The 16,845-nt window shown below is 47.7% G+C and carries 15 protein-coding genes; all 15 read left to right on the top strand.

Features of this window, described 5'->3' with window-relative positions; genetic code table 11:
- Positions 1–23: 23 nt before the first annotated feature.
- The 15 genes from MHB78_RS14910 to MHB78_RS14840 all read left to right on the top strand — a co-directional run bounded on the left by MHB78_RS14910 (position 24) and on the right by MHB78_RS14840 (position 16,682).
- The gene (locus tag MHB78_RS14910; RefSeq protein WP_046128942.1) at positions 24–500 is read left to right on the top strand and encodes a chemotaxis protein CheW; all 477 of its coding nucleotides are present in this window, start codon (positions 24–26) and stop codon (positions 498–500) included.
- A gap of 8 nt (positions 501–508) precedes the next feature.
- On the top strand, positions 509–1,138 hold the full coding sequence (locus tag MHB78_RS14905) for a chemotaxis protein CheC (protein ID WP_046128941.1): 630 nt from the start codon (positions 509–511) through the stop codon (positions 1,136–1,138).
- Complete coding sequence (locus MHB78_RS14900; RefSeq protein ID WP_082094012.1) at positions 1,135–1,641, top strand: chemotaxis protein CheD; 507 nt, start codon at positions 1,135–1,137, stop codon at positions 1,639–1,641. Before MHB78_RS14905 ends, MHB78_RS14900 begins: the two co-directional genes overlap by 4 nt.
- Positions 1,642–1,663: 22 nt before the next feature.
- On the top strand, positions 1,664–2,428 hold the full coding sequence (locus tag MHB78_RS14895; RefSeq protein WP_046128940.1) for a FliA/WhiG family RNA polymerase sigma factor: 765 nt from the start codon (positions 1,664–1,666) through the stop codon (positions 2,426–2,428).
- Between the two features lie 71 nt (positions 2,429–2,499).
- A complete protein-coding gene (locus tag MHB78_RS14890) occupies positions 2,500–3,018 on the top strand; it encodes a hypothetical protein (protein ID WP_046128939.1) in 519 nt (172 codons plus the stop codon).
- A gap of 150 nt (positions 3,019–3,168) precedes the next feature.
- Entirely contained in the window at positions 3,169–3,912 is a 744-nt protein-coding gene (rpsB, locus tag MHB78_RS14885; RefSeq protein WP_046128938.1) for a 30S ribosomal protein S2, read from the top strand.
- 99 nt (positions 3,913–4,011) lie between these two features.
- On the top strand, positions 4,012–4,893 hold the full coding sequence (gene tsf, locus MHB78_RS14880; protein WP_046128937.1) for a translation elongation factor Ts: 882 nt from the start codon (positions 4,012–4,014) through the stop codon (positions 4,891–4,893).
- A gap of 147 nt (positions 4,894–5,040) precedes the next feature.
- A complete protein-coding gene (gene pyrH, locus MHB78_RS14875) occupies positions 5,041–5,763 on the top strand; it encodes a UMP kinase (RefSeq protein WP_046128936.1) in 723 nt (240 codons plus the stop codon).
- A 1-nt stretch (position 5,764) separates the two neighbouring features.
- A complete protein-coding gene (gene frr / locus MHB78_RS14870) occupies positions 5,765–6,322 on the top strand; it encodes a ribosome recycling factor (RefSeq protein WP_046128935.1) in 558 nt (185 codons plus the stop codon).
- Between the two features lie 129 nt (positions 6,323–6,451).
- Positions 6,452–7,231, top strand: coding sequence for an isoprenyl transferase (locus MHB78_RS14865; RefSeq protein ID WP_046128934.1), 780 nt, complete (start codon positions 6,452–6,454; stop codon positions 7,229–7,231).
- Positions 7,232–7,243: 12 nt separating this feature from the next.
- Complete coding sequence (locus MHB78_RS14860; protein WP_046128933.1) at positions 7,244–8,047, top strand: phosphatidate cytidylyltransferase; 804 nt, start codon at positions 7,244–7,246, stop codon at positions 8,045–8,047.
- Between the two features lie 44 nt (positions 8,048–8,091).
- Positions 8,092–9,243 carry a 1-deoxy-D-xylulose-5-phosphate reductoisomerase gene (dxr, locus tag MHB78_RS14855; protein WP_046128932.1) on the top strand — a complete coding sequence of 384 codons (1,152 nt, stop codon included), beginning with the start codon at positions 8,092–8,094 and terminating at the stop codon, positions 9,241–9,243.
- 6 nt (positions 9,244–9,249) lie between these two features.
- Positions 9,250–10,515: an RIP metalloprotease RseP gene (gene rseP, locus MHB78_RS14850; protein WP_099047038.1), complete on the top strand. Its 1,266-nt coding sequence runs from the start codon at positions 9,250–9,252 to the stop codon at positions 10,513–10,515.
- Positions 10,516–10,561: 46 nt separating this feature from the next.
- On the top strand, positions 10,562–12,280 hold the full coding sequence (locus MHB78_RS14845) for a proline--tRNA ligase (RefSeq protein WP_046128930.1): 1,719 nt from the start codon (positions 10,562–10,564) through the stop codon (positions 12,278–12,280).
- Between the two features lie 85 nt (positions 12,281–12,365).
- Positions 12,366–16,682 (top strand): PolC-type DNA polymerase III, encoded by a 4,317-nt coding sequence (locus MHB78_RS14840; RefSeq protein WP_046128929.1) that lies wholly within the window; start codon positions 12,366–12,368, stop codon positions 16,680–16,682.
- Positions 16,683–16,845: the final 163 nt, after the last annotated feature.

Genomic DNA, 16,845 nt, shown 5'->3' with positions numbered 1-16,845 from the left:
ATAGCGAAAGGAGAGCGATCCTCTTGACCACACAGACTACCACCGGTGAAAAAATGATTGTATTCAAAGTGAATCATAAAGAATATGCCATATCCGTTTCAGAAGTCATGTCGATCGAAAAGTGGCAGCAGCCTACAAGGGTTCCTGGAGTTGAACCGTATATTTGCGGCGTCATCAATTTAAGGGGCGTCGTCACGCCTGTCATCGATTTAAGAAAGCGGATCGGGGCGCCCGGTGATGACATTACGGATGAAACGAGAATTATCATCATTACCTATCAGGACATCGAAGTCGGCTGGGTCGTAGATGAAGCAAACGACGTTATCACTGTCGAAGAGCACGAGATCGAATCAGCTCCCGAAACGGTCGGGAAAGACGGCAGGCAATGGATAAAAGGCATTGTGAAGCAAGGCTCCAGACTTCTTAATCTAATTGACTCTGAAGCCGTATTAAACAGGAAGTCCAGCCTTTCTGCAGCTTCAGAAAACGCGAAGAAGTAGGTAGAGAGATGAGCATATTTAAGGGAATTACAGAACAGCATCTTGATATTTTGCGGGAAGTAGGAAACATTGGAGCCGGTCATTCGGCGTCAGCTTTGGCCCAGTTGCTCAACAGGAAAATCGAGATGGAAGTGCCGTTTGTCAAGCTGCTGTCATTTGATGAACTGGTGAACTTCTTCGGCGGAGCAGACCTTCCTGTCGCCAGTATTTTTTTAAGGATGGAGGGGGATTTTCCGGGCTCCATGTTCGTTATCATGCCTTTTTCAGAGGCGGAGCAGTTAATCAGGGAGCTTGTCGGCAATCCGGAATTCGAGATCGACAGCATGACGCCTGATGATATCGGTGCCTCCGCCCTTCATGAACTGGGCAACATTATGGCGGGGTCTTATTTGACGGCTCTCGCCGATTTGACAAACCGGCAAATGTATCCGAGCGTTCCCGAACTTACGCTTGATATGTTCGGAGCCGTCATCAGCGAAGGGCTGATCGAGCTCAGCCAAATCGGGGACCAAGTGATCGTCATTGACAACTCCATTTTTGACGAAGAGCACAACCGGAAGGTAAATGCGCACCTTTTCCTTTTGCCTGACTATGATTCGTTTGAAAAGCTCTTCCGGACATTGGGTGCAGCGCTATGAAAATGATAGAAAAAGAGACTACTATTATCAGGGTGGGCATTGCAGATGTGAAGATTGTCCGCACTCCGGACCGCATCAGAACATCCGGGCTCGGCTCGTGCGTCGGGCTTGTGCTTTACGATCTGGAAGCGAAAACAGCCGGACTCGTCCATGTCATGCTTCCCGATTCTTCCCTTTCAAAGACCCCGGATATCAATCTGGCAAAATACGCGGACACGGCTGTTGCATCAACGGTTGACATGCTGCTTAAAGCCGGCTGCCGCAAATTCGCCCTGAAAGCGAAGATGGCCGGAGGAGCCGAAATGTTTAAATTTAAAATGACGAATGATTTGATGAAAGTCGGGCCAAGAAACGTGTTGGCGATAAAAAAACATCTATCTCTCTTGAACATTCCGATTGTAAGCGAGGATACAGGCGGAAACAGCGGAAGGACCATCGAGTTTGATCCGCAGACTGCGGAGCTTGTCATCCGCACTGTGAAACAAGGTATAACGACGATTTAATAAGCAATTTAGGGGGATAACGATGCAATCCTTGAACTACGAAGATCAAGAGCTTTGGTCGCGGTGGAAAGAATGGAAAGATCCTCAGGCCGGCGATGATTTGATCCGCCGCTATATGCCGCTTGTCACATACCACGTCGGCCGGATCGCCGTCGGCTTGCCAAAGTCCGTACATAAAGATGATCTGGTGAGCCTCGGCATGCTGGGTTTGTATGATGCCCTTGAAAAATTCGATCCGGGAAGGGATCTGAAATTCGATACATACGCTTCTTTCAGAATCAGGGGCGCGATTATCGACGGCCTTCGAAAAGAGGACTGGCTTCCGAGAACATCCCGGGAAAAAACGAAAAAAGTCGAAGCGGCGATTGAAAAGCTTGAACAGCGCTACTTGCGAAACGTATCACCGAGCGAAATCGCGGCTGAATTGGGAATGACAGAACAGGATGTCGTGACGACAATCAATGAGGGGTTTTTTGCAAATCTCCTTTCCATTGATGAAAAGCTTCACGACCATGAAGACGGGGAGAATGTCCAGGTCATGATCAGGGACGACAAAACGAGCACTCCTGAAGAAAAGATGATCAAAGACGAACTGATATCCCAGCTTTCCGAAAAAATCAGCGAGCTTTCCGAAAAAGAACAGCTTGTCATCAGCTTATTTTATAAAGAAGAGCTGACGCTGACTGAAATCGGACAGATTCTGAATTTATCGACCTCCCGCATTTCGCAGATTCACTCCAAGGCGCTTTATAAACTAAAGCACCTTCTTGATAAAGTGGTACAATAATCTTAGCTGCTGGCTTTGCCGGCAGCGTTTTTTAAGAACCTTTTAAAATCCATGGTTAGCGAGTGAAAAAAATGTCAACAATATTATGGATTACGAGCTTTATGCTCCACGGTATACTGATCTATTTCGTCATCATCCTTTACACGCGGCTCAGCGCTTTTAAAGAGGCCGAAAAAAATCAAAAACAGCTATTGGAAGAAACAGAGAATACGCTGACCGCATTTCTGATGGAGCTGAAAGACGAAAATGAAAGGCTCGTCAGCCAGCTGCAGCAAGCCGGGGAACACGAAGTGCAGCAAGCGGAAAAACACCGTCCGGCCGCCCCGGAAGAAGCCGCCGCCGACCGCCCTGGAGCAAAAGACGCGGACGATCTGCCGCTTCACATCGAATCGATGATTGATGAAGTGGAAAGAAAAGAAGATGTCCTGAATCAGGAACAAACGGGCGAAGCGGTTTCCTTTGAAGAAAAAGCCGTCGCACTGCATGAAGAGGGCTATTCACCCGAAGATATTGCAAGGCAGTTGAAAAGCGGAAAAACCGAAATCGAGCTTTTGTTAAAATTTCGCGGAAAGCTGAAAAACGATTCTTGATTGTCCGGGAAGCTTATGTTATATTAATTCGTGGTGTTAATTACACACGCTTAACGATTTATGCAAGCGGTGCTATCGCGCTGTGCGCGTTAGTCCTGCATAAAAATGACCTAAGCGGAGGAAAAAACCATTATATTAGGAGGAAATCACATGTCAGTCATTTCTATGAAGCAATTACTTGAAGCTGGTGTTCACTTCGGTCACCAAACTCGCCGTTGGAACCCAAAAATGAAACGTTACATCTTCACGGAGCGTAACGGAATCTACATCATCGACCTTCAAAAAACGGTCAAAAAAGTTGAGGAAGCATACAACTTTACGAAAAACCTTGCAGCTGACGGAGGAAAAATCCTTTTCGTCGGTACGAAAAAGCAAGCACAAGACTCTGTTAAAGAAGAAGCGGAACGTTCTGGAATGTACTATGTCAACCAACGCTGGCTCGGCGGTACATTAACAAACTTTGAAACGATCCAAAAGCGTATCAAACGCCTTAAAGATATCGAAAAAATGCAAGAAAACGGCACATTTGACGTGCTTCCTAAAAAAGAAGTCGTTCAATTGAAAAAAGAATTAGAGCGTCTTGAAAAATTCCTTGGCGGAATCAAAGACATGAAAGAACTTCCTGACGCGCTGTTCATCATCGACCCTCGCAAAGAGCGCATCGCTGTTGCTGAAGCGCGCAAGCTGAACATTCCGATCATCGGAATCGTCGACACAAACTGCGACCCTGATGAAATCGACGTTGTCATCCCTGCGAACGACGACGCGATCCGCGCTGTCAAATTGCTTACTTCTAAAATGGCCGATGCGATTTTGGAAGCGAAGCAAGGTGAAGAAACAGCAGCTGAAACAGAAGAGAAAGAAGCAGAAACAACTGAAACGACAACTGCTTAACCTGATCAAAAGGTGATAAGGGGGAACTGCCTTTTATCACCTTTTTTTTCACCAAATGACAATTTACATAATTTGTTGAATCATAAGGAGGAAATCAAAATGGCAATTAGTGCACAAATGGTAAAAGAGCTTCGCGAAAAAACCGGTGCAGGCATGATGGACTGCAAGAAAGCGTTAACTGAAACTGACGGCGACATGGACAAAGCAATCGACCTTCTCAGAGAAAAAGGAATTGCAAAAGCGGCGAAAAAAGCTGACCGCATCGCTGCTGAAGGTCTGACGCTCGTGAAAACAGAAGGCAACACAGGCGTGATTTTGGAAGTGAACTCTGAAACTGACTTCGTTGCGAAAAACGAAGGCTTCAAAGCGCTTCTAAACGACCTGGCTGATCATATTCTTGCCGAAAAGCCTGAAAACCTTGAAACAGCTATGGCGCAAAAAATGGCAAACGGTTCAACTGTTGAAGAATACATTACGAGCGCCGTTGCAAAAATCGGAGAAAAAATTACGCTTCGCCGCTTCGCTGTGCTTACAAAAGGCGATGACGCTGCATTCGGTTCATACCTGCACATGGGCGGAAAAATCGGCGTGCTGACCGTTCTAAACGGCACAACTGACGAAGAGACTGCGAAAGACATCGCAATGCACATTGCGGCTATCAACCCTCGCTACATCTCCCGTGACCAAGTGTCTGAGGAAGAAGCAAAACACGAGCGCGAAATTTTGACTCAGCAAGCTCTTCAAGAAGGCAAGCCTGAAAACATCGTCGCTAAAATGGTTGAAGGCCGTCTGAACAAATACTTCGAAGAAATCTGCCTCCTGGATCAGGCGTTCGTGAAAAACCCTGATGAAAAAGTGAAGCAGGTTGTCGGCGCGAAAAACGCAACCGTTGAAACATTCGTCCGCTACGAAGTCGGAGAAGGAATCGAAAAACGCCAAGAAAACTTTGCTGAAGAAGTTATGAACCAAGTGAAAAAATAAGACTGAAAAGCGCTTGCCAAAGCAGTTCGGCACGATCTTTTCAAGGAAAATAAGGGACACTGACTGTGTCCCTATTTTTAAAACAGTTTACAAACCTTTTTTTCTCTTGCATAATAAATAACGGCAAGCATGCACTTGGAGGTTATTATGGAAAAACCAAAGTATAATCGTATCGTATTAAAGCTTAGCGGAGAAGCGCTTGCGGGTGAGCAGGGAAGCGGCATCAACCCGACCGTGATCCAGTCCATCGCCAAGCAGGTGAAGGAAATCGCCGAGCTTGACGTTGAAGTTGCAGTCGTTGTCGGAGGAGGCAACCTGTGGCGCGGAAAAACCGGAAGCGATCTGGGAATGGATCGCGCGACGGCAGATTACATGGGAATGCTTGCAACTGTCATGAATTCCCTCGCCCTTCAAGACAGCCTTGAAACACTCGGCGTTCAGTCAAGGGTGCAGACATCGATAGAAATGAGGCAGGTCGCTGAGCCATACATAAGAAGAAAAGCGATTCGCCATCTTGAAAAGAAGCGTGTCGTCATTTTCGCTGCCGGTACAGGCAATCCGTATTTTTCTACGGACACGACAGCTGCGCTAAGAGCGGCTGAAATTGAAGCCGACGTCATTTTGATGGCCAAAAATAATGTCGACGGCGTGTACAATGCCGATCCAAGGACTGACGAAACGGCCGTAAAATATGAACAACTGTCATATCTCGACGTATTGAAAGACGGTTTGGCCGTCATGGATTCGACTGCTTCTTCACTGTGCATGGATAACGACATCCCGCTGATCGTCTTTTCCATTATGGAAGAAGGAAATATTAAAAAAGCCGTGTTCGGCGAACCAATCGGAACAATCGTAAGGGGGAAATAACGTGTCAAATCAAGTGATGAATGAAACAAAAGAACGCATGGAAAAAGCCGTGGCCGCATACCAGCGCGAACTTGCCACAGTCCGTGCCGGACGTGCGAATCCGTCGCTGTTGGATAAAGTAACGGTCGAATACTACGGAGCGCAAACGCCTTTAAACCAGCTTTCGTCCATTACTGTGCCTGAAGCGCGCATGCTCGTCATCACACCGTATGATAAAACGGCGCTCGGAGACATCGAAAAAGCGATTCAAAAAGCCGATTTGGGCGTGACTCCGACAAACGACGGCAGCATTATCCGCATCACGATTCCTCCTTTAACAGAGGAGCGCAGAAAAGAGCTCGTCAAGCTCGTCAAAAAATATTCTGAAGATGCGAAAGTCGCCGTCCGCAACATCCGCCGCGATGCAAACGACGATCTGAAAAAATTAGAGAAAAATGGTGAAATGACTGAGGATGAACTGCGTTCTTCAACGGAAGACGTGCAAAAACTGACAGATGAATACGTGTCAAAAATCGATGAGATCACAAAAGATAAAGAGAAAGAAATCATGGAAGTTTAATGAAAAACTCTGTACAATAGATAATAGTGAAAAGACCCTCTCATGTTTACAGGGGGTTTTTTTGTTAATACTGTTGTTATCTAGCAGGATATCACAGGAAAGCAACCTTTTGGGTGATGGAGGAATCTCATGCTCAATATACTCAAAAATTGGAAGAACCAGCATTCGGTTGCTTCCAATGAATCTTACACAAAAGAAAATATATTAAAGGGAGAAATTCCTGAACATATCGCCATTATTATGGACGGAAACGGCCGTTGGGCAAAAAAACGTGCCATGCCCCGCATCGCGGGCCATCATGAAGGCATGAAGGTAGTCAGGGAGACAACAAAGCTTGCAAGCGAACTTGGTGTCAAAGCATTGACTTTGTATGCTTTTTCTACTGAAAACTGGAAACGTCCAAAGCTTGAGGTTGATTTTCTGATGAAGCTGCCTGAAGAATTTTTGGGCACGTATCTTCCTGAATTGGTGGAAGAGAATGTTCAGGTGCGCATTACCGGTGATAAGAACGGTCTGCCCCCTCATACGATCCGCGCTGTGGAAAAAGCCATCAGCGATACGGAGCACAATGACGGACTTATTCTTAACTTTGCATTGAACTACGGGGGACGTGCGGAAATCGCAAATGCTGCCAAAAGAATCGCCGAGGAAGCAAAAAAAGGGACGCTCGACATTGAAGAAATCGATGAAAAGCTGTTTTCCGATTATTTAATGACCGAATCGCTGCAGGATCCCGATTTGCTGATTCGGACAAGCGGCGAGATCAGGCTGAGCAATTTCATGCTCTGGCAGCTTGCGTACAGCGAGTTTTTATTCACCGATGTTCTGTGGCCTGATTTTAAAGAAGTTCATTTCCTACAGGCCATCGGAGAGTATCAACGTCGAGGGAGAAGGTTTGGCGGAATTTAGAGGATGGTGCAGATGAAACAGAGAATATTGACGGGTGTTCTGGCAGCGGCGATTTTTTTGCCGCTCGTGATTTTGGGCGAGCTGCCGTTCACCTTGCTGGTCTACGCGATGGGCATATTGGCCCTATTTGAACTTTTGAGAATGAAAGGCATGAAGCTTTTGAGCCCCCCGGGCATCATAAGCCTCTTGCTGCTCATGATTTTATTAGTCCCGGCTCAATTTGGCGGAACCGTGGATATCACCGTCACGAAAGGGGAAACCGTGTTTTTGGCCGTGCTGCTCTTGCTTTCTTATACGGTCCTCAGCAAAAACTCGTTTTCTTTTGATGAAGCGGCTTTTGCTGCTTTGGCTGCAATCTATATCGGATTCGGTTTTTATTATTTTATCGAAATCAGAAGCATCGGTCTCAGCTATGTATTTTTTGCGATCGGCGTCGTCTGGTCGACGGATTCGGGCGCTTATTTTATCGGAAAGGCCCTCGGTAAGCGCAAGCTTTGGCCTGAGATCAGCCCCAACAAAACGATTGAAGGCTTTTGGGGAGGCATTTTGACGGCTGTCGTCTTTTCGGCCGTTTACCAGGCCGCAACAGGCTTTCCGCATTCGTATTTATTCGTGTTTTTGATCACCGTGCTTTTGTCGATCGTCGGGCAGCTCGGCGATTTGGCCGAATCTGCGTTCAAGCGGCATTACCAGGTGAAAGACTCCGGACGGATTCTTCCCGGACACGGCGGAATGCTCGACCGCTTTGACAGCTTTTTATTTGTCATGCCGGTTTTATACTTCTTGCTTGTTCTTTTTCAGCCGTTCGGGCTATGATAGAGAAGTACTGATAGCTAGAAAGAAACAGAGGTGCGGCAATTTTGAAGAACATATGTCTTTTGGGGGCGACAGGCTCCATCGGGGAACAGACGCTTGATGTCATAAAAGCGCACGGCGATAAATTTCGTCTTGCGGCGATGACGTTTGGCAAAAATGTAGAAAAAGCGGCTGAGATCATCGAAATGTTTAAACCGAAATACGTAGCCGCCGGTGATGAGCGTACATATAAAAAATTAAAACAGCTTTCTTTTTCCTACTCCTTTCAAACGGGAGTCGGGGAAGAAGCTTTAATGGAAGCGGCTGTTTTCCCGGAAGCGGATATCGTCGTCAACGCTCTTGTCGGAAGCGTCGGACTTATTCCGACGTTAAAGGCGATAGAGCATAAAAAAACAATTGCGCTTGCAAATAAGGAAACTCTTGTGACAGCCGGACATATAGTGAAAGAACATGCAAAACAATACGATGTTCCATTGCTGCCCGTCGACAGCGAGCATTCTGCGATTTTTCAATGCCTCCAGGGCGAAAATCCGAAACAGATCAAGCGCCTCGTCATCACGGCTTCGGGCGGAAGTTTCAGAGACAGAACGAGAAAAGAGCTGGAAGGCGTAACGGTCGAGGAAGCCCTCAACCATCCAAATTGGTCGATGGGTGCAAAAATTACGATCGATTCGGCTACAATGATGAATAAAGGACTCGAAGTCATAGAAGCGCACTGGCTTTTCGACCTGCCGTACGAACAGATCGATGTTCTGCTGCACAAGGAAAGCATCATCCATTCAATGGTCGAGTTTCATGACAGAAGCGTCATCGCCCAGCTCGGCACCCCCGATATGAGAGTGCCGATCCAATACGCGCTCAGCTATCCGAAGCGCCTGCCGTTTGAAGAAGCGAAATCTCTCGAGCTGTGGGAGATCGGCCAGCTGAATTTTGCCCAAGCTGATGTTGAAAGGTTCCGCTGCTTACAGTTCGCATATGAATCAGGCAAAATAGGCGGTACAATGCCGACCGTTTTAAATGCGGCCAATGAGGAAGCCGTTGCAGCGTTTCTGTCAGGCAGGATTACCTTTTTGGAAATCGAAGACATCATCGAAAAAGCATTGGAACGTCATCAGGCGATTGCAAAACCTAGCCTTCAGGAGATCCGTGAAGTGGACAAAGATGCCAGAAGGTTTGTCCAAACATTACTCACATAAGGTGGTATGTCCGTGAATACTGTGATAGCTTTTATTCTCATTTTTGGAACGCTCGTTTTTTTCCATGAGCTGGGCCATTTAATCCTTGCCCAAAGAGCGGGGATCCTGTGCCGGGAGTTTGCCATCGGCTTCGGCCCGAAGATCTTTTCGTTTAAGAAAAATGAGACCGTCTATACGATCCGCCTGTTTCCGATCGGCGGCTTTGTCCGGATGGCCGGCGAAGATCCCGAAATGGTCGAGGTGAAGCCGGGTTATACGGTCGGGCTTTTGTTCAACAAAGAAAATAAAGTCGAGAAAATCATTTTAAATCAAAAAGAAAAATATCCTGATGCATTGGTCATCGAAGTCGAAGAGGCCGATTTGGAGCACCAGATGAGAATTTCCGGCTATGAGCAAGGCAATGAGGATCAGCTCGTTTCCTTTTCCGTCAGTGAAACGTCATTTTTCATCGTCGACGGGGAAGAAGTGCAGGTTGCACCGTACAACCGCCAATTTCATTCGAAAACGGTCTGGCAGCGAATCAAAGCAATTGCAGCCGGTCCGATCATGAATTTTATTCTGGCTTACGTGATTCTCGTCATGCTCGGGTTGATGCAGGGCGTGCCTTCAGATGAGCCGGTGCTCGGAAAGCTGATCGACAACGGACGTGCAGCTGAAGCCGGACTCAAGGAAGGAGACCGCATCCAGACGATCAACGGAGAAAAAATGTCTTCGTGGACCGATATTGTCAACACGGTCAGGGAGCATCCGGAAAAGGAACTGAAGGTCGTTCTGACGCGCGACAATGTCAAGATGACGAAATATGTGACCCCTGAATCGGTCAAATCGGGGAAAGAAACCGTCGGCAGATTCGGCGCTTATAACCCTGTGCAAAAAGGCATGTTAACATCGATTTCATACGGCGCGACCGAAACTGTCGCTGTGGCGCAGAACATCGTCACAAGCCTAAGCAAAATCGTGACGGGCCAGTTTTCGATCGATATGCTGGCTGGACCTGTCGGCATCTATGATATGACAGAGCAAGTGGCGAAAACGGGTATCATCAACCTGCTGAAGCTTGCAGCCTTTTTAAGCATTAACCTCGGGATTGTCAACCTCCTGCCGATTCCGGCTTTGGACGGCGGAAGGCTGTTGTTTCTGTTGATTGAAGCGGTCCGCGGAAAGCCGATCAACCGGGAAAAAGAAGCATTTGTCGTATTCATCGGCGTGGCGTTTCTGATGCTGTTGATGCTTGTCGTTACATGGAACGACATCCAGCGTTTATTTTTATAAAAATGAATAAAAAGTAACCAATTGACATAAATGAGGTGCGAACGAAATGAGACAGAGCAGGACTCTAATTCCGACGCTCCGGGAAGTGCCGGCTGATGCGGAGGCGAAAAGCCATCAGCTCCTTCTCAGAGCGGGTTTTATCCGACAAAATACGAGCGGCGTATACAGCTATATGCCCCTTGCCAATAAAGTAATTCAAAAGATTCAGGCCATCGTCCGCGAAGAGATGGAAAACATCAACGCGGTTGAAATGCTGATGCCGGCGCTGCAGCAGGCTGAAACTTGGCAGGAATCCGGAAGATGGTATACATACGGACCTGAGCTGATGAGGCTGAAAGACCGCCACGGCCGCGAATTTGCGCTCGGCGCCACACACGAAGAGGTCATCACAAGCATCGTACGGGACGAAATCAAATCGTACAAGCGGCTTCCGCTGACCCTCTATCAGATCCAATCCAAATTCCGCGATGAAAAGCGTCCGCGTTTCGGATTGCTGAGAGGCCGCGAATTCATCATGAAAGACGCGTATTCTTTCCATTCATCTGCTGAAAGCCTTGATAAGACATACAACGATATGTATCAGGCTTACATGAACGTCTTTACGAGATGCGGATTGAATTTCAGGCCGGTTATCGCCGACTCCGGCGCAATGGGCGGAAAGGACACGCATGAATTCATGGCGCTATCCGATGTCGGGGAAGATACGATTGCCTATTCAGATCAGTCGTCATATGCTGCCAACATCGAAATGGCAGAAGTGCTGGAATCCGCTGAAGCCAAAAACGAAGACATGAAAGAGCTCCAGGAAGTCCATACGCCAGGCGTGAAAACGATTGAAGAGCTTGCCGGATTTTTACATGTATCCCCGTCAGACTGCATCAAATCGATGCTGCTGAAGGCGGACGACCGCTTCGTCCTCGTCTTGACAAGAGGGGATCATGAAGTGAACGATATTAAGGTGAAAAATCTGCTGAACGCGCAAACGATCGAATTCGCAAGCGCTGAAGAAGTCCAATTGGTCATCGGGACAGAGCCGGGCTTTGTCGGACCGATAGGCCTTAACCCGGACATCGAGGTATACGCCGATTTCGCCGTAAAAGCGATGGCAAATGCAGCCGCAGGCGCGAACAAAGCTGACTACCATTATCAAAACGTCAATATCAGCCGCGATGCGGGCAATGTCACATACGCTGACCTCCGATTCATCCAGGAGGGAGATCCGTCCCCTGACGGCAAAGGGACGATCCGCTTTGCAAAGGGAATCGAAGTCGGACAGGTATTCAAACTCGGCACCCGCTATTCAGAAGCGATGGATGCGACATTCCTTGACGAAAACGGCCGCGCCAAACCGATGCTGATGGGCTGCTACGGAATCGGTATTTCACGGACGCTTTCCGCCATCGTCGAACAGCATCACGACGAGAAAGGCCTGATCTGGCCGCTGAGCGTGAGCCCGTATGACCTTCACATTCTCGCGCTCAACATGAAAAATGACGCACAGGCCGAGCTTGCTGAACGATTATACGGCGAATGTAAAGAGAAGGGTTATGACGTTTTATTTGACGACAGGGCTGAGAGGGCCGGCGTAAAATTTGCGGACTCCGATCTCATCGGCCTTCCGATCCGTATCACGGTCGGAAAGCGTGCTGACGAAGGCATTGTCGAAGTGAAGATCCGCAAAACCGGGGAGACTTTTGAAGTCGCAGCCGGCGAGCTTTCAGACTTCATCGAAAAGCAAATCAAGAGCTTATCTTCACATTCATAAACGTGTTACACTAATGTAAAGGAAGGTACCTCGGGAATCCCTGAGGTACCTTCCATTATGATTTTCTTTTAGGGAGGAATCTGTCTTGGAAGACCAGCTTTCTGTCAACAGAAGACAGTTTCAAATTCTTCTGCAGCAGCTGAATTTTACCGAAGATACAGTAATCCGCCATCTTGAAGGCGGGCAGATCATCAAGCTTACCGTTCATAAAAACAAGAAGACCTGGCATTTCCACTTTCAATTTAAAGCCGTGCTGCCGTATCAGGTTTTCGAACGGTTTCATCACCAGCTGACACGCACCTTTTCCCATATTGCACAAGTGACATGCTCAATCGAAGCCGAAGACCGGACGGTGGACGAGCGGCTCATCCAGGACTACTGGACGCGCTGCATTCAAGAATTAGACGGCATTTCTCCGCCGATTTTAACGCTTTTGAATGAGCAAAAGCCTAAACTTTCAGGGAACAAACTCGTACTGAAAACGAAAACAGATACAGAAGCTTCGGCACTGAAGAAAAAATACGCTTCACTCATTCAGGCAAGCTACCGGACGTTCGGGTTTCCCGAGCTTCAGCTCGAGACTGAAATTTTCGTATCAGATCAAGAGATTCAGAAATTCAGAGAACAAAAGCTGGCTGAAGACAAGGAACGCGCCCTTCAGGCCTTAATCGAAATGGAAAAGCAGGATAAAGAAAGCGCTGAAGATGAGGCGCCGCAAGGGCCGCTGCAAATCGGCTATCCGATCAAAGACACGGAAGAAATCAGGACGCTTGACAGCATCATGGATGAAGAGCGGAGAATTACGGTTCAAGGGTATGTGTTTGATGCTGAAACAAGGGAGCTCAAGAGCGGCAGAACGCTTTGCATCTTTAAAATCACAGATTATACGAACAGCATCCTCATCAAAATGTTCGCCCGCGAGAAAGAGGACGCAAACCTGATGAAATCCTTGAAAAAAGGGATGTGGGTCAAGGCGCGGGGAAGCATTCAAAACGACACGTTCGTCCGCGATTTAGTTATGATCGCCAACGATGTAAATGAAATCAAAGCGAAAACGCGCGAAGATACCGCACCGGATGACGAAAAACGGGTTGAACTTCACCTTCATTCGCCGATGAGCCAAATGGATGCCGTTACAAGCATCGGCAAGCTTGTCGAACAGGCGAAAAAATGGAACCATTCCGCCATCGCAATTACGGATCACGCCGTCGTACAGTCGTTTCCGGATGCGTATGCGGCAAGCAAAAAACACGGCGTGAAAATGATCTACGGCCTTGAAGCGAATCTCGTAGATGACGGCGTGCCGATCGCTTACAACCCCGCGCACCGTCTTTTAGAAGAGGAAACCTATGTCGTATTTGACGTCGAAACGACGGGGCTGTCCGCGGTATACGATACGATCATCGAATTGGCCGCTGTAAAAGTAAAAGGCGGGGAAATCATCGAGCGTTTTGAAAGGTTTGCTAACCCGCATCGTCCTTTATCAGCTACCATCATTGAGCTGACGGGAATTACGGACGATATGCTCAAAGACGCACCAGATGTTGAAGAAGTGATCAGGGATTTTAAGGAATGGATCGGAGACCACACGCTTGTCGCCCACAATGCGAGTTTTGACATGGGGTTCATCAATGTCGCCTATAAGCGGCTTCTGAAAACCGAAAAAGCGCAAAACCCTGTCATCGATACGCTGGAACTTGGACGTTTTCTCTACCCTGAGTTCAAAAACCACAGACTGAATACGCTCTGTAAAAAGTTCGATATCGAGCTCACGCAGCACCACAGGGCGATTTATGATACGGAAGCGACGGGCTATCTCCTCGTGAAAATGCTTAAAGACGCGGCTGAAAAAAATATTTTGTATCATGACCAGCTCAATGAAAACATGGGGCAGTCGAATGCGTATCAGCGCTCAAGACCTTATCATGCGACACTTTTGGCGGTAAACGAAACAGGCTTAAAAAACCTGTTCAAACTCGTTTCACTTTCACACATCAACTATTTTTACAGGGTGCCGAGAATTCCGCGGTCACAGCTGGAAAAGCACAGAGAAGGCCTGTTAGTCGGCTCGGCGTGCGACAAAGGCGAAGTATTTGAAGGCATGATGCAGAAATCGCCGGAAGAGGTCGAGGAGATCGCTTCGTTCTATGACTATCTTGAAGTGATGCCGCCTGAAGTCTACCGCCATCTGCTCGAGCTTGAGCTGGTCAGGGATGAAAAATCGCTCAAGGAAATCATTACAAACATCACAAAGCTTGGGGACAAGCTGAACATACCCGTCGTGGCAACAGGAAATGTGCATTACTTAAATCCGGAGGACAAAATCTACAGAAAGATTTTGATTTCCTCGCAGGGCGGGGCAAATCCGCTGAACAGGCATGAGCTGCCGAACGTTCATTTCCGTTCGACGGATGAAATGCTTGAAGCCTTTTCATTCTTGGACAAGGAAAAAGCGAAAGAAATCGTTGTGACGAATACGCGGATGATCAGCGAAAAAATCGAAGAAATCAAACCGATCAAAGACGATCTCTATACGCCGAAGATCGAAGGGGCAGATGAAGAAATCCGCAACATGAGCTATGAAAAAGCGAAAAGCATTTACGGCGAAAATTTGCCCGAGATTGTGGAGAAGCGTATCGAAAAAGAGCTGAAAAGCATTATCGGCCACGGATTTGCCGTTATTTATCTGATTTCCCACAAGCTCGTAAAACGCTCTCTTGATGACGGTTATCTCGTCGGCTCAAGGGGATCGGTCGGTTCTTCACTCGTTGCGACATTGACTGAAATTACCGAGGTTAATCCGCTGCCTCCGCACTACGTCTGTCCTGATTGCTGCCATTCGGAATTTTTCAATGACGGATCTGTCGGCTCGGGATTCGACTTGCCTGACAAAGACTGTCCGAAATGCGGGGCCGTCTATAAAAAAGACGGGCACGATATTCCGTTCGAAACGTTCCTGGGCTTTAAAGGGGACAAGGTTCCGGATATCGATTTGAACTTCTCCGGGGAATATCAGCCCCGCGCCCACAATTACACGAAAGTGCTGTTCGGGGAAGATAACGTCTACCGCGCGGGAACGATCGGCACGGTTGCCGAAAAAACGGCTTACGGATATGTCAAAGGGTATGCGAACGATAACAATCTGCATATACGCGGGGCGGAAATCGACCGCCTTGTGCAGGGGTGCACCGGCGTTAAGCGGACGACGGGCCAGCACCCGGGCGGAATCATCGTCGTTCCGGACTATATGGATATTTACGATTTTTCACCGATCCAGTTTCCGGCAGATGCCACCGATTCAGAATGGAAAACGACCCACTTCGACTTCCATTCGATTCACGACAATCTGCTGAAGCTTGATATTCTTGGACACGATGATCCGACGGTGATCCGCATGCTTCAGGATTTAAGCGGAATCGATCCGAAGACGATTCCGACCGATGATCCGGAAGTCATGAAAATCTTCCAGGGGCCTGAGTCTTTAGGCGTCACAGAAGAGCAGATCGGCTGTAAAACCGGTACGCTCGGAATCCCTGAATTCGGAACCCGTTTCGTCAGACAGATGCTTGAGGATACAAAGCCTACGACATTTTCCGAGCTCGTCCAGATTTCCGGACTTTCTCACGGCACGGACGTCTGGCTCGGGAACGCACAGGAGCTCATTCATAATAATATATGCGAGCTGAGCGAGGTTATCGGATGCCGCGACGATATTATGGTGTATCTCATCTATCAGGGCCTTGAACCTTCCCTGGCCTTTAAAATTATGGAGTTTGTCCGGAAAGGGAAAGGCTTGACACCGGAGTGGGAAGAAGAAATGAGGAATAATAATGTTCCCGAGTGGTACATCGATTCATGCAAGAAAATCAAATACATGTTCCCGAAAGCCCACGCCACCGCCTATGTGCTGATGGCCGTCCGGATCGCATATTTTAAAGTGCACCACCCTCTGCTTTATTACGCGGCATACTTTACGGTCCGCGCCGATGATTTCGATATCGATACGATGATCAAAGGCTCGACCGCGATCAGAGCCGTCATGGATGACATCAACAGCAAGGGGCTTGACGCTTCTCCGAAAGAGAAAAGCTTGCTTACCGTGCTTGAGCTGGCGCTTGAAATGTGTGAAAGGGGATTTTCTTTCCAAAAGGTGGATTTATACAGGTCAAGCGCCTCAGAATTTATTATTGACGGCAACAGCCTGATCCCTCCTTTCAACTCCATTCCGGGCCTTGGTACAAACGCCGCTTTAAATATTGTCAAGGCAAGGGAGGAAGGCGAATTTCTTTCAAAAGAAGATTTGCAAAAAAGGGGAAAGGTTTCGAAAACCCTTATGGAATACTTGGAGCGGCACGGCTGCTTAGAGTCGCTTCCGGAACAGAATCAGCTTTCTTTATTCTAAAACTGCCGGCTTTGTCGGCAGTTTTTTTTGTTAGGTTTTCTTCGAATAGGACAGCTGCAGGAGGAAATGCCTCATTCTGCATAAAGGGCTGCCAGATCCATTGACATAAAATATACAATAATGTTAATATCTTCAAAAGAATCTCAGATTTGAAGACAAAAAG

The sequence above is a fragment of the Bacillus sp. FSL K6-0138 genome (assembly GCF_037982765.1).
Taxonomy (GTDB): domain Bacteria; phylum Bacillota; class Bacilli; order Bacillales; family Bacillaceae; genus Bacillus; species Bacillus glycinifermentans.
This window is presented reverse-complemented; position numbering and strand designations above follow the sequence as displayed.

Excerpts from the sequence above, each read along its gene's own strand:
- MHB78_RS14905 (WP_046128941.1), top strand. The coding sequence starts at position 509 with ATGAGCATATTTAAGGGAATTACAGAACAGCATCTTGATATTTTGCGG.
- MHB78_RS14900 (WP_082094012.1), top strand. The coding sequence starts at position 1,135 with ATGAAAATGATAGAAAAAGAGACTACTATTATCAGGGTGGGCATTGCA.
- MHB78_RS14895 (WP_046128940.1), top strand. The coding sequence starts at position 1,664 with ATGCAATCCTTGAACTACGAAGATCAAGAGCTTTGGTCGCGGTGGAAA.
- MHB78_RS14890 (WP_046128939.1), top strand. The coding sequence starts at position 2,500 with ATGTCAACAATATTATGGATTACGAGCTTTATGCTCCACGGTATACTG.
- rpsB (WP_046128938.1), top strand. The coding sequence starts at position 3,169 with ATGTCAGTCATTTCTATGAAGCAATTACTTGAAGCTGGTGTTCACTTC.
- tsf (WP_046128937.1), top strand. The coding sequence starts at position 4,012 with ATGGCAATTAGTGCACAAATGGTAAAAGAGCTTCGCGAAAAAACCGGT.
- pyrH (WP_046128936.1), top strand. The coding sequence starts at position 5,041 with ATGGAAAAACCAAAGTATAATCGTATCGTATTAAAGCTTAGCGGAGAA.
- MHB78_RS14865 (WP_046128934.1), top strand. The coding sequence starts at position 6,452 with ATGCTCAATATACTCAAAAATTGGAAGAACCAGCATTCGGTTGCTTCC.
- MHB78_RS14860 (WP_046128933.1), top strand. The coding sequence starts at position 7,244 with ATGAAACAGAGAATATTGACGGGTGTTCTGGCAGCGGCGATTTTTTTG.
- rseP (WP_099047038.1), top strand. The coding sequence starts at position 9,250 with ATGTCCGTGAATACTGTGATAGCTTTTATTCTCATTTTTGGAACGCTC.
- MHB78_RS14845 (WP_046128930.1), top strand. The coding sequence starts at position 10,562 with ATGAGACAGAGCAGGACTCTAATTCCGACGCTCCGGGAAGTGCCGGCT.